Origin of the sequence: Burkholderia sp. MSHR3999 (genome assembly GCF_000833595.1) — a bacterium.
GTDB classification, from domain to species: domain Bacteria; phylum Pseudomonadota; class Gammaproteobacteria; order Burkholderiales; family Burkholderiaceae; genus Burkholderia; species Burkholderia ubonensis.
The window spans coordinates 1326094-1339187 of the sequence record NZ_JRFO01000001.1 but is presented as its reverse complement, the minus strand read 5'-3'; the positions used below and the strand labels follow the sequence as shown (position 1 = coordinate 1339187).

Annotated in this window: 12 protein-coding genes and 1 pseudogene; 4 read left to right on the top strand and 9 right to left on the bottom strand. The window is 69.2% G+C overall.

Annotation, left to right across the window (positions count from 1 at the left end; all coding sequences use genetic code 11):
* The first annotated feature begins 82 nt into the window (after positions 1–82).
* The 3 genes and pseudogenes from KY49_RS06400 to KY49_RS35190 all read left to right on the top strand — a co-directional run.
* On the top strand, positions 83–913 hold the full coding sequence (locus KY49_RS06400) for a TetR/AcrR family transcriptional regulator (protein ID WP_042583843.1): 831 nt from the start codon (positions 83–85) through the stop codon (positions 911–913).
* Positions 914–998: 85 nt separating this feature from the next.
* Positions 999–2753 (top strand): AMP-binding protein, encoded by a 1755-nt coding sequence (locus KY49_RS06395; RefSeq protein ID WP_042583842.1) that lies wholly within the window; start codon positions 999–1001, stop codon positions 2751–2753.
* A gap of 47 nt (positions 2754–2800) precedes the next feature.
* Positions 2801–2992, top strand: a pseudogene (locus tag KY49_RS35190) (DUF1571 domain-containing protein); the annotation flags it as partial.
* Positions 2993–3028: 36 nt separating this feature from the next.
* Here the strand turns inward: KY49_RS35190 and KY49_RS06390 are convergent.
* Positions 3029–3310, bottom strand: a complete 282-nt coding sequence (locus KY49_RS06390; protein ID WP_042583841.1) for a PXPV repeat protein — start codon at positions 3308–3310, stop codon at positions 3029–3031.
* 293 nt (positions 3311–3603) lie between these two features.
* On the opposite strand from KY49_RS06390, the gene hfq reads away from it, so the two are divergent.
* Positions 3604–4179 carry an RNA chaperone Hfq gene (gene hfq, locus KY49_RS06385; RefSeq protein ID WP_042583840.1) on the top strand — a complete coding sequence of 192 codons (576 nt, stop codon included), beginning with the start codon at positions 3604–3606 and terminating at the stop codon, positions 4177–4179.
* Positions 4180–4283: 104 nt separating this feature from the next.
* Here the strand turns inward: hfq and KY49_RS06380 are convergent, their stop codons facing one another.
* The 8 genes from KY49_RS06380 to KY49_RS06345 are packed head-to-tail and all read right to left on the bottom strand — an operon-like array spanning position 4284 to position 13094.
* Positions 4284–4991 carry a DUF2968 domain-containing protein gene (locus KY49_RS06380; RefSeq protein ID WP_042583839.1) on the bottom strand — a complete coding sequence of 236 codons (708 nt, stop codon included), beginning with the start codon at positions 4989–4991 and terminating at the stop codon, positions 4284–4286.
* A 55-nt stretch (positions 4992–5046) separates the two neighbouring features.
* Positions 5047–6438 (bottom strand): sigma 54-interacting transcriptional regulator, encoded by a 1392-nt coding sequence (locus KY49_RS06375; RefSeq protein WP_010096289.1) that lies wholly within the window; start codon positions 6436–6438, stop codon positions 5047–5049.
* A gap of 15 nt (positions 6439–6453) precedes the next feature.
* Positions 6454–8418, bottom strand: coding sequence for a TadG family pilus assembly protein (locus tag KY49_RS06370; protein ID WP_082062305.1), 1965 nt, complete (start codon positions 8416–8418; stop codon positions 6454–6456).
* A 7-nt stretch (positions 8419–8425) separates the two neighbouring features.
* Positions 8426–8782, bottom strand: a complete 357-nt coding sequence (locus KY49_RS06365; protein ID WP_042583837.1) for a DUF3613 domain-containing protein — start codon at positions 8780–8782, stop codon at positions 8426–8428.
* Positions 8783–8804: 22 nt separating this feature from the next.
* Positions 8805–9680: a tetratricopeptide repeat protein gene (locus KY49_RS06360; RefSeq protein ID WP_042584582.1), complete on the bottom strand. Its 876-nt coding sequence runs from the start codon at positions 9678–9680 to the stop codon at positions 8805–8807.
* Between the two features lie 34 nt (positions 9681–9714).
* Positions 9715–10728 carry a type II secretion system F family protein gene (locus KY49_RS06355; protein ID WP_042583836.1) on the bottom strand — a complete coding sequence of 338 codons (1014 nt, stop codon included), beginning with the start codon at positions 10726–10728 and terminating at the stop codon, positions 9715–9717.
* 4 nt (positions 10729–10732) lie between these two features.
* A complete protein-coding gene (locus KY49_RS06350) occupies positions 10733–11746 on the bottom strand; it encodes a type II secretion system F family protein (RefSeq protein WP_042583835.1) in 1014 nt (337 codons plus the stop codon).
* A complete protein-coding gene (locus tag KY49_RS06345) occupies positions 11739–13094 on the bottom strand; it encodes a CpaF family protein (RefSeq protein WP_042583834.1) in 1356 nt (451 codons plus the stop codon). Before KY49_RS06345 ends, KY49_RS06350 begins: the two co-directional genes overlap by 8 nt.

Below are 13094 nucleotides of genomic sequence, written 5' to 3'. Positions count from 1 at the left end.
TTATCTTAATAAAAACGCTTGTTTGAATTACAAATTCGAATCGCCGGTTCGCGTCCGCGCGAGTCGGCATGGGAGGCGGAACATGGCAGCGGGTCAGGTGGGACGGCCGTCCGCGGGGCGGCCGTCCGGCAACCGGCAAACCGGCGGAACGAAGGCGCGCATCCTCGATGCGGCCGAGGATCTGTTCGTCGAGCACGGCTTCGAGGCAATGTCGATGCGGCAGATCACGTCGCGCGCGGCAGTCAATCTCGCGGCGGTCAACTATCACTTCGGCAGCAAGGAGGCGCTGATCCACGCGATGCTGTCGCGGCGGCTCGATCAGCTCAACCAGGAGCGGCTGCGCATCCTCGATCACTTCGACGCGCAGCTCGGCGCGCACGTCACGTGCGAACACGTGCTCGGCGCGATGTTCATCCCCGCGCTGAAGGCATCGCGCGATCCGGAGCGCGGCGGCCGCGCATTCCTGCGGCTGATCGGCCGCGCATACACCGACCCGTCGCCGTTCGTGCGCAACTTCCTGACCGCGCACTACGCGAGCGTCGCGGTCCGCTTCTTCGACGCGTTCCAGCGCGCGCTGCCGAACCTGCCGCGCGCGGAGCTCGGCTGGCGGCTGCACTTCGCGATCGGCGCGCTGTCCGGCGCGCTCGCGGGCGCCGAGACCGAAAGCCTGATAGACGAGTTCTCGCAAGGCCGCAAGATGAACGACGTGCAGATGATCGCGCGGCTGTCGTCGCTGATCGTCGCCGCGCTGAAGGCGCCGCTGCCCGACAGCGCGCAGCTCGCGATCTTCGCGGCGGTGCTCGACGACGCGGGCGCGAACGACCTCGTGCCCGCGGCGCCCTCGGTGCCGGTCACGCCGGCCGCGCCCGCCGACACGCCGGCCGACGACACGACGCTGCATCACGCAACCTGACGGCGGCCGCCTTGCGCGGCTGCCACTCGCAGCCGCGCCGCACGCCGTCCGCCTTACCTTCGAGATCAAAATCCAGGAGCCTCCCATGCCCTCTCCCGCAGCGCCGGCCGCCACGCAGACGCCGCCGAACACCGACGGCATCTGGTACGCGTCGTATCCGCCCGGCGTGCCGCACGAGATCGACGTCACGCGGTACGCGTCGCTCGTGCAGTTCTTCGACGAATGCACGACGCAGTTCGCCGAGCGCGTCGCGTACGTGAGCGCCGGCGCGTCGATGACTTATGGCGCGCTCGCGCGGAAGGTCGCGGCATTCGCGTCGTACCTGCAGGGCCTCGGCGTGAAGCCCGGCGACCGCGTCGCGATCATGCTGCCGAACACGTTCCAGTACCCGGTCGCGCTGTTCGGCACGCTGAAGGCCGGCGCGATCGTCGTCAACGTCAATCCGCTGTACACGGTGCGCGAGCTCGCGCATCAACTGCAGGACAGCGGCGCGCAGACGATCGTCGTGTTCGAGAACTTCGCGCGCACGCTGCAGGATGCGCTGCCGCAAACGTCGGTGAAGAACGTGATCGTCACCGCGCTCGGCGACCTGCTCGGCGACGGCCTGAACCTGAAGGGCCGGCTCATCAACGTCGTGCTGAAGCACGTGAAGAAGCTCGTCCCCGCCTACCACCTGCCGCAGGCCGTGCGGCTGCGCGCGGCGCTCGCGCTCGGCGCGCGCGGCAAGCCGCGGCCCGTGCCGCTGACGCGCGACGATCTCGCGTTCCTGCAGTACACGGGCGGCACGACGGGCGTCGCGAAAGGCGCGATGCTCACGCACGGCAACCTGATCGCGAACCTGCTGCAGGCGAAGGCATGGATCGCCGATCAGGTGACGGGCGACATCGAGACGGTGCTCACGCCGCTGCCGCTTTATCACATCTATTCGCTGACCGTGAACGCGTTCATCTTCATGGGCCTCGGCGGGCGCAACATCCTGATCGCGAACCCGCGCGACACGAAGATGGTGATGAAGATCATCCGTCACGAGACCTTTACGGGGATCACCGGCATCAACACGCTGTACAACGCGTTCCTCGACAACGAGGAATTCCGCAACCGCGACTTCTCGAAGCTCAAGCTCGCGATGGCGGGCGGCATGGCGATGCAGCGCGCGGTCGCGGAACGCTTCCAGCAGGTGACGGGGCGGCCGGTGATCGAGGGCTACGGGCTCACCGAATGCTCGCCGATCGTCACGATGAACCCGGTGAACCTGCAGGACATGGCCGCATTCAGCGGCTCGATCGGCCTGCCCGCGCCGTCGACCGTCGTGCGCCTGCGGCGCGAGGACGGCACCTGGGCCGGCATCGGCGAGCCGGGCGAGCTGTGCGTGCACGGCCCGCAGGTGATGCGCGGCTACTGGCAGCGCCCCGAGGAAACCGCGAAGGTGATCGACGCCGACGGCTGGCTCGGCACCGGCGACATCGGCGTGATGGACGAGCGCGGCTTCGTACGCCTGATCGACCGCAAGAAGGACATGATCCTCGTGTCGGGCTTCAACGTGTATCCGAACGAGATCGAGGAAGTGCTGGTGATGCACCCGGGCATCAGCGAGGCCGCCGCGATCGGCATTCCTGACGAAGTGCACGGCGAGCGGATCAAGGTGTTCGTCGTCCGGCGCGACCCGGCGCTGACCGCCGACGACGTGCTCGCGCACTGCCGCAAGAACCTGACCGGCTACAAGATGCCGAAGCTCGTCGAGTTCCGCGATGCGCTGCCGCAGACCAACGTCGGCAAGATCCTGCGCCGCGCGCTGCGCGACGAGGAGCTCGCGAAGCTCAAGGCCGGCAGGCAAGGCTGAATCCGCGTCGCTCCGGGAGCCTGGTCGATGAACGAAGGAAGTGCGCGCCGTCGCGCCGACCGCGGTTCCATGCGAAGAAGGAAGTGCTGGGGCTCGATCCGCACGCGCCGTGGTTCCGGACCGTCGAATCGTATGACAACGACGGGCGGCTGTTCGAGCGGATCGTCATCGAGAAGATCGCGCCGGCTTCGTTCGACGCAGCCGCGTTCGATCCGAAGAATCCGGCTTACGCGTTCTGACGCGCGCCGGCGCGGGGGCGCCGGCGCGTGCGGCGCTCAATCGTCATCGTCGTCGTGGTGCCTGTGCCAGTGCTTGTAGTAGTGCTTGCGCCACTTGCGGTAGCGGTCGTCGTCGTCATCGCCGTAGTAGCCGTACCCGTAGCCCGGATACGCGACCACCGCCGGCTGCGGTGCGACATAGACCGGCGCCGGCTCGACATAGACCGGCGCGACCGGCACGCCGATGCCGATCCCGACGTCGACGTGACCCGCCATCGCGCTGCCGGACGCCAGCAGCGCGACGCCCGCTACCCACCCTGCCATTCGCCTCTTGTTCATGTTCTGGACCTCCGAGATGCCGGCTCGCCGGCGTGCGCGGAGACTGTAGTGGAGCGGCGCGCGTTCAGGTGCAACGGCGCTGCGAGAGTCGTAACGCGACGTAACAAAACGGCGTTGGCCGTTTGGCCGAATCGCGGAAATGCCCGGAACCGTCTATAGTGGGTTACGGTTCGACACAATCGTGAGCGCGCGCATCGGGATCGAACAGGGTAGAATCCCGCACAAATACCTTGTGGATTCCACGCCACACACACGCACAACATACTTCTGACGCAGGCTCCTGCCGCATCTCAATGGCCAATCCCGCAGAATCCCATCCGCAAAACGACTTCATCAATTCCGCGCGCAAGGAACGTAAGCGCGTTGAAATCTATCTCGTCAACGGCATTCGCCTGACGGGATGCATCGAGTCGTTCGACCAGTACCTGGTGATGCTGCGCACCCCCGTGGGTTTGCAGGGCATCTACAAGCGTGCGATTTCCACCATCCAGCTCGACACCGGCGGTTCGCGCCCCGGCGGCGGCGGCCCGCGCGGCCCGCGCCCGGGCGGCGGCGGGCGTCCCGGCGGCCGTGAAGGCGGCGGACACAGCCCGTACGGCTCGCACGGCGGCTCCCGCGAATCGCGCGGCGACGGCTACGGATCGCGCGAATCGCGTGGCGACTACGGGTCGCGCGAACCGCGTGAAAGCTATGGCGCGCCGCGCGAGCCGCGTGAAAGCTACGGCGCGCCGCGCGAACCTCGTGAAAACTACGGCGCGCCGCGTGACGCCGGCGACTCGCCCGCCTCCTCCGCGCCGTCGGAATCGCGCAGCAACAACGGGCCGGTGATCGTCACCCGCCGCCGCCGGATCGTGCCGGACGGCCAGTAAGGGCCAGTAACGGCCAATAACGCAAAAGGGCAAACCCGCGGGTTTGCCCTTTTTTCTTCGTCGCGCCGCCGCGGCATGCCGTCGAATGCCACACACCACGACGCTCAACGCACGTGCGGCAAGCCGGCGTAGGCCTCATGCTGCAACGATCGCACCTGCTGCTTCAGCGCGCGCAATTGCGCCTGCAGTTCGGCCTGCTGCGCCTGCAGCGCCGCGGTCTCGCTGCGCACCGTCTTCTGGCGATCCGTGACGGCCGCCTGCTGCTCGCGCGCAATCGACAAGTCCGCCTGCAGACGCTTCGCCCGCTCCTGCGCGACCTCGATCTGGCGATCCGTCTGCGCCTTCTGCGCTTCGAGCTTCGCCGCGCGCAGTTCGTTGACGGCCAGATGCTCGGCCTGCCGCGAGAAATCGCGGTAGATCGCCTCCGCCCGCACCTCGTTGTAGGTCTTGATCACGCGCCAGAACGCCTTCTGCTGGAACAGCGCGACGAAATAGGCGCCGTCCTTCACGTTGAACAGCAGGCTCGCGCCGTAGCTGCCGTTGTAGTTCGTGCGCATCTCCGTCAGCGAGTGCGCCTGGATCTGGCGCTGCAGCTCGTCCACCGTGCTCGGACCGGTCGCATCACCGGCCTGCATCGGCGTTTGCGCCTGCGCGTCGAGCGCCGGAATCGCCGCGACCGGCGCCGACGCCGGCTCCACCGGCTGCGCGGCCGGGCTCGCGGTGCCGGCCAAACCTTGCGCGAATGCGCCCTGCATGCCTCCGAGCAGTGCGACCAGCGCGCACGCCCTTCCCAACCCCGTCATCTGGCTCATGAAATGTTATTCCCGCTTCGAGTCGTTGTAATTCTGCGGGGCATTATCTCATTATTTACTCACTATCGCGGGTCTCAGGCTCCTCGTCGAAGATCTGGTATTTGCGCATTTTTTCCCACAGCACCTTGCGGCTGATGCCGAGCTGCTGCGCGGTGTCCTGGCGGCGCCAGCCGTTCGCGTCGAGTGCGGCGATCACGCGGCTGCGCTCGCTCATGTCCCACTTGCTGCGGTCGACGAACACCTCGGCCGCGCTCTCCGCCGGCACCGGCTGCGCGGCGCTGCGCGCATGCGCGACCAGGCGCTGCAGCCGCGCGGCGTCCCAGCCGCCCGTCTGCCGCACCGTCACGCCGACGCGCTCGGCGAGATTGCGCAGTTCGCGCACGTTGCCGGGGAAATAGCTGTCGGCGACGGCGTCCGCGAGCCAGTACGGCAGGTCGGGCAGCTGCGCGAGCTTCTCGCCGCCGACCACCTGCGCGACGAACGACTTGAACAGCGCGATCTTGTCGACCGCGCCCCGCTCCTCGAGCGACGGGATGCTCAGCTCGATCACCGCGAGCCGGTAATACAGGTCGGCGCGGAACAGCCCCTCCTTGACGAGCTGCGGCAGCTTCTTATTGCTCGCGGCGACGAGACGGAAATCGACCTTGATCGGCGACGTCGCCCCGACGCGCAGCACCGCGCCGTCCTCGAGCACGCGCAGCAGCTTGACCTGCTGGTAGAGCGGCAGGTCGCCGACCTCGTCGAGAAACAGCGTGCCGCCCGCGGCCTGCTCGAAATACCCTTTATGCGCAACAACCGCGCCGGTGAACGAGCCTTTCGCGTGGCCGAAGAACAGCGACTCGAACAGGCCGTCCGGAATCGCGCCGCAGTTGACGGGCACGAATTCGCCGAGCCGGTAGCGCGAGTGCTTCTCGTGCAGCAGTTGCGCGATGCGTTCCTTGCCGACGCCGGTTTCGCCGTGCAGCAGCACGTTGGTGTCGCAGTCGGCGAACGTGTCGACTTCGCGCAGCAGCGCCTGCATCGATTCCGAGTGGGCGACGAGCTCGGACGGCTGCAGCGTCTGCGCGGCGTGCGCGCGCAGCTGCGTGACGAGCTTGCCGACCATCCCGCGCAGTTCCGCGCAGGTGAAGTCAAGCGGCAGGATGTGCGAATACTCGGGCGGATACTGCGACGCGTCGTGGTCGCGCGCGGCGCCGACCCAGACGACCGGCATGCCGATGTTGGCCTGCCAGTCGCGCAGGAACGCGGCGCCGGTCTCGATCATCGTCACGCTGATGATCGCCAGCGACGGGCGCATCGCAGCGCGCTCGGGCGACAGTTCCGCGTTGTCGGCGCGGATCACTTCGACGTCGAAACTCGCCATGCACCGGGCGACGCGGTCGACGATGTCCGCCTTGCCTTCCCAGACGTACAGGTCGAGCTCTTCGATTGCGGGCGTGGTTCTCATTCTTCGGAGGCTTCTTCAGTTGACGAGTTGCGCTGCGTTGCAGGTCAGCGAGATCTGATGCACGGTCGCCTGGCCGACCTGGACGCCGAGCAGCCCGAGGATCGGCACGAGCACGGCATCGAGCGCCGACAGCACCGGCTGCAGCACGAGGCTGCCGATCGCGTTGAGCAGCGGGCCGAGCGGGATCGGAATGCCGAGGATCGTGATCGCGTTCAGGTTGATGTTGCTGAGCGCCGTGCCGAGCGACGCGCCGAGGTTGTTCACGTAGGTGGTCCAGTAGCTGTTCGGGCTCGACGCGGTGGACGGGCTCACCCAGCCGCTGCCGCACGACACCGGGGTCGCCAGGCCGGCCGGCGCGTTGCAGAAGTGGTAAGGCGTGGCCGACGGGTAGCCCGCGTACGGCGCGCTCGACGACGCGGTGCCGACGATCTGCAGCACCGGGTTCGAGATCGACGCGCTGACCCCGAGCGACACCGGCGGAGACAACAGGGTCGATGCCTGCAGGTTCAGCAACTGCAGCGTCCCGGCAGGCGGACAGGTGCTCACGTTGGACAGGTTCAGCGTGCCGGACGGCGGCGCACTGATGCACAGCTTCGCGATGCCCGGCGTCGCGACGATCGTCGTCGTGCTCGGCGTGGTGGCGGAACCGCACTTCGTCGCCGCGAGGCTCGCCACGGCCGGCCCGCCGACGAGCAGGTAAATCGGCAGGTCGATGCCGCTCAGCGTGAGGTCGATCAAGCCGCTGAGGCCCAGCGCGCCGGTGATCGGAATGCTCGGCGTCTGCACGTTCAGGTACACCCCGATCTGCGCCGACGACGCCTGCGTGCGCCACGTCCCGTTCGGCAGCAGCCCCGCCTCGCCGACCGCGATCGACGGCGGATTCAGCACCTGAAGCTGCAGCGACACGACATTGAAGCCGCTCGCGCCCAGCGGCAGCGTGACGCCGGTGTTCAGCGACACCGCGTGCCCCTTGTTGTACGCGGCCACCTGCGCGGCCGTCGTCAGCAGGTCGAGCAGGTTGACCTGCGCGTCGGCGCCCGACTGCGGATTGCCGAGACTGATGTTCAGCAGCGCGTTGGGCGCATTGGCGACGACGACGGTCGTGTTGCCGACGCTGGCGCCCGCCAGCTTGCCGAGCGCCGTCGACGCGGCCTGCAGCTGCGCCACGTAGCCCGGGCCGTTGCCGCCGCCGGCCTGCAATGCGCCGACGTACGCGCTCAGGTTGCCGATCAGCGTCGGCACCGTCACCGACAGATCCACGAGCCCGTTCACCGTCCCGGCGCCGAGCGCGGTCGAGATGCCGAGCAGCTTGATGTTCGCGCCCGCGAGCGCCTGATAGTCGGCCAGCGTGAGGCTGACGCTCGTCCCGAGCAACGCCGACAGGATGCCGTTGAGCCAGACCGGATCGACGCTCGCGAGCGTCGCGCTGATCGAGAACGTGTCGATCGCGCTCGCGCGCGCGGTCGCGGTGGCCGACATCGTGCCCGGCCCCGCGCCGAGCATCGACACGACGCCGAGGAACGAATAGCGCATCGTGCGCGTGACCGTCACCTGCGTGGCGTTGAGCTGCGTCATCCCGCTCGCGGCGGGCGCGAAGTACGCCGGCTGGCCTGCATAGACCTGCGGATCCCAGCGGCCGCAGGTCGCCGCGACCTGGTCTTGCCCGCGCGCGGGCGCGCCCGTCGTCACGGTGTTCGACGTTTCGTTCTCCCGCGCATTGTTCAGCGCGGCCGTGTTCGCCGCGCCGCACGACGTATCGGACGGGTCGAGCGACTGCACCGCGGCCAGCGCGGACAGGTCCGCGATCCGCTGCAGGTCGCGCCGCTGGAAGAACAGGTTGCCGATGTCGATCGCGCCCAGCGTCACGAGCGCGACGAGCACCCAGACGGTCGCCAGGACCGACACGGCGCCGCGCTGGCCGCGCATCCGCACGCGGTCGCGCCCGGCCGGGCGGCATCCGGGGAATCGAGCCGTGCTCATCGCCGCCTCAATACGCTTGCGCCGAGCCCTGTCCGCCGGACGATGCGCCGCCGCCCGAGCCCAGCGGCGAGCCCATCGAATCCGGAATCTTGTTCTTGAACGAGTCGAGATAGCGCTGGTACGCGAGCGACGCCGCGTCGCCGAGCATCGGCAAGTCCGGACCGGCCGCCCGATTGTCCCGCTGCAGCGCGAGCCACGCGTCGGTCGAGCGGCCGATCTCGGCCGCATTGACGGTCGAATTCAAGGTCGCATTCCCGGCCGGCTGCTGGCCCTGCGCGCTTGCCGCCGCGCCGAGCAGCGCGACCAGCGCAGCGGCGCGGCGCACGCGCATCCACCGGTCGAGGTTCTTGTCGTTGTCGCTCATGTCGGTTCCCCCGAACGTCTTGTCATTGCGCGAACCGCTGCAGCAGCGGCGCGGTTGAATCGAATCCCTGGATGCTCGCGACCGGCGCGCCGCCCTTCGCGTCGCCGCTGCCGCGCATGTCGACGACGCTGCCCGAGCCGACGGCCATCGCGGCCGGCGTGGCCACCGGTCGCCGCCACGCGCGCGCGGCGGCTGCGATCCGCGCCGCGTCGTTGCGGATGTCGTTGCGGATCTCCGCAGGCAGCTTCTGCTGGCCCATCAACTTCTGCGCGTCGCGCGCGTGGCCGGACACCAGCAGGTACAGCATCACGTTGCTGATGATCTTCGGATTGCTCTGGTCGAGCTCGGCGGCTTTCATCAGCGGCACGCGCGCGCCCTGCACGTCGCCGCAGCGCAGCTTCGCGTACGCGAGATCGGACAGCATCGACGCGTCGGTCGGCGTGAGCACCGACGCTTGCGACAACGCCTGCGCGGCGCGCTCGAAGTCTCCCGCGGCGCCGGCGATCAGCCCGAGCCCGCGATACCCGCGCGCGGCAAGCGGCGTGTTCAGCAACTGCGTATAGACGGCCGCGCTCGCGGCCGGCTGATCGGTCATGCGCAGCGCGTCGGCGCGCAGCAACGTCGACTCCGGCGACGCGCCGTACTGCTTCTCGTACGCGTCGATGTGCGCGAGCGACGCGTAATACAGCCCCTGCGCCTGCATCCGCTCGATCAGGCCGAGATACATGGCGGGCGTATCGGGCGCGGCCTGCTTGCGGCCGGCCGCATCCATCAGCGCGGCGCGCTCCGCCTGCACGCCGACGCCATACCCGCTTTCCTTGAACGACGAACAGGCGGCGAGCAGCCCCGCCAGCGCCGCCACGCCCGCCAGTTTCACGATTCCACCGATCCGCTTCATCTTCATTCCTCGCATTCGCCGTGCATTCGCCGCGTCAGTGCTGCGCCAGCGACAGCGCGTGCATCACCGAGATCATCCCGGGGCCTGCCGTCACGATCAGCAGCGCCGGCAGCAGCGTGACGATCATGACGCCCGTCATCTTCACCGTCAGGCGGCCGATGCGCTCGCGCAGCATCGCGCGGCGCGCCTCGCGCAGCCGGTCGCCGAACTGCTTGAGCGGCTCCTGCACCGCGCCGCCGTGCTTGTCGACCTGGATCATCAGGCGCACGATCGCGCGCAGGTCCTCGTTGTCGAAGCCCGACGCCAGCCGCTGCAGCGATTGCTCACGCGTGCGGCCGGCCGCGAACTGCCGCTGCGCGATGCCCATCTCCGACGACAGCACCGGCATCATCCCCCTGAAATCGTTCGTCACGACCTGCAGGCTCTGGTCGAGCGACAGGCCGACGCCCTGCAGCAGGCGCAGCATGTCGACCAGCAGCGGCAGCTCGTCGACGACCGCCTGCCGGCGCGCGGCCGCGCGCCGCCGGATGAGGATCTTCGGCAGCATGAAGCCCGTGACGAACGCCAGCACGAGACCGAGCACCCAGCGGCCGCCGTGCAGGCGCGGCCCGACGAAGGCGAGGAACAGCACCGGCGCGACGAGCGCGCCGGCCAGCCGCGCGCTCAGGAACAGCCCGCGCGTGCGCGCGTCGACATAACCGCACTGTTCGAGCAGCCGGCGGTCCTCGTCGGCCACGATGTGCCGGCCGAACCCCGTATCGAGCCAGCGGGCGCCGGCCGTCGACATCCGCTCGAGCAGTTGCGCGACACGCGCGCGCCGCCCGGCGGCCGCCGGCGTCTCGCGCTTCGGCAGCGGCGGCGCGGCGCCGTCCGGCGCGGGGCGCGCGCCCGCCGCCGTGAGCGTGGCCGCGCGGCGGTCCAGCGCATCGGCCAGCGCGCGGCGGCTGCGCGACTCCGCGCCCGCGCGCCGCAGCGCCAGCCAGGCCAGCAGCAGCACGCCGAGCGCGCCGAGCACGAGCGCAATCGATCCGAGTTGATTGGGCGTCATCGCATCACCTGAGCCGGGACATCCGGTACAGCCAGGCGCCGCCCGCGATCTGCATGATGAAGGCCAGATACAGGTACGCGCGCCCGCTGTCGTCGTTCCACATCGAACTGAGATAGGACGGATTCGTCGCGATCACGAAGCCGCCGATCGCGATCGGCAGCATCACCAGCACCCAGGCCGACAGCCGCGTCTCCGACGACATCGCCACCAGTTCGCGCTCCGCCTGCTCGAGATCGCGCATGAACACCGCCATGCGTTCGAGCATCACGTCGGCGCGGCCGCCGTAGCGCACCGACAGCCGCAGCACCGACCCGACCAGTTCGAACTCCCGCGTGTGATAGACCTTCGCGATATGCACCATCGCGCGATCGATCTCGACGCCCGTGCGCAGCATCCGCGACACGACGTCGAGGCAGCCGCGCAACGGCGCCTCGGTCGTCAGCAGCGCGGCCTGGAACGCGGCCGGCACGCTGTTGCCGAGCGTCACGAGACGCACGATCCCGTCGAGGAACGACGGCAGCTGCCGGACGATCTGCAGGCGGCGGCGATGAATCCGCGACACGAGCCAGAACGCGAGCAGCGCGAGGCCGGCCGCGAGCGCCGCGACACTGCCGAGCAGCCCGCCGGTCCGCCCTGCGACGAGCGCGACGGCGGCCAGCGCCGCCAGCGCGAGCAGCCCCTTGCCGCGCGCATCCTCGATCCCGGCGCGGCTCGCGAGATGGTCGAGGTATTCGGCGAGCCGGTCGCGCCAGTGCACCCAGCGCGATGCGCTCGCCGGTCCCGACGCCGGGGCGGCCGGGCGCGCGCCGGTTCCGCCGGACGCCTGCGCCGCCCGTGCGCCCGGCGCGGACGCCCCCTGCGTCGTGCCCCCCGCGCGCGCGGCCGGCTCGATCCGGCTGTCAATGAAGCGCTGCGCATCCGCGCGAGCGCGCCTGAGCTCGCCGTGCCGCCACAGCAGCAGCGCGGCGGCGATGCAGACGAGCGCGAGCGCCAGCGCGGCGACCATCAGGCTAGACATTGAAGCCTCCGCCGCGGCCGAAGCCGTCGCCGCCGAAGCCACCTCCGCCGAACCCGCCGCCCGACAGCGTCTGGCGGAAGCGCGCGAGCTTCGGCGAATGCGGGTGGATGCCGAGCGATTCCCAGTGGTCGACTTCGTCGCCTTCGGGCGTCACGCGCGCTTCGTAGCGGTACAGCTCCTGCGTCGCGATGATGTTGTCCGACAGCCCCGTGACCTCGGTGATCGACAGGATTCGCCGCCGCCCGTTCGACAGCCGGCCGATCTGCACGATGAAGTCGATCGCGTTCGCGATCTGCCGGCGCAGGCTCGATTCGGTGCCCTGGAACCCGGCGAAGCCGGCCAGCATCTCGAGACGGTACAGGCACTCGCGCGGCGAGCTCGCGTGCACGGTGCCCATCGAGCCGTCGTGCCCGGTGTTCATCGCCTGCAGCATCTCGAGCACTTCGCCGCCGCGCACTTCGCCGACGATGATGCGGTCCGGCCGCATCCGCAACGTGTTGCGCAGCAGGTCGCGGATCGTCACGACGCCGGTGCCGTCGAAGCCGCCCGGCCGGCTCTCGAGCCGCACCACGTGCGGGTGGTTCAGCGACAGCTCGGCCGTGTCCTCGATCGTGACGACGCGCTCGGGCTCGGGAATGTGGAACGCGAGCGCGTTGAGCAGCGACGTCTTGCCGGAGCTCGTGCCGCCCGACACGAGGATGTTGCAGCGCGCCTCGACCGCCGCCTCCAGCAGCGCACCGAGCTCCTCGTTGAAGGTGCTGTTGGCGAGCAGGTCGGCCGGCTTCAGCGGGTCCTTGCGGAACTTGCGGATCGACACCACCGGCCCGTCGATCGACAGCGGCTCGATCACGACGTTCACGCGCCCGCCGTCCGGCAGCCGCGCATCGACCATCGGATTCGATTCGTCGAGGCGGCGGCCGATCGGCGCGAGGATGCGCCGCACGATCCGCAGCAGGTGCGCGTTGTCGGTGAAGCGCACCGGCAGCTTCGCCAGCACGCCGTGGCGCGACACGTAGATGTCCTTGTAGCCGTTGATGAGGATGTCCTCGACGTGCGGATCGGCGAGCAGGTCCTCGATCGGCCCGAAGCCGGCGAGCTCCTTCGTCAGCGCCTCCGCGATCGTGCGCACCTCGTTCTCGTTGAGCGGGATGCGGCGCAGGCGCACGAAGCTGTCGATCTCCAGGTCGACGAACTGATTGATCGCCTGCCGCGACCAGCGTCCGAATTCGGCGCCCAGCTCCTCGATCCGCGTGAGCAGATGCTCGTGCGCGGCATCCTTGATGTCGTGGAATTGCTGCGTCTGGGAGAACGGCGCGGCGCCGTCGGCGAATTGAATGTCGTGTGCCAT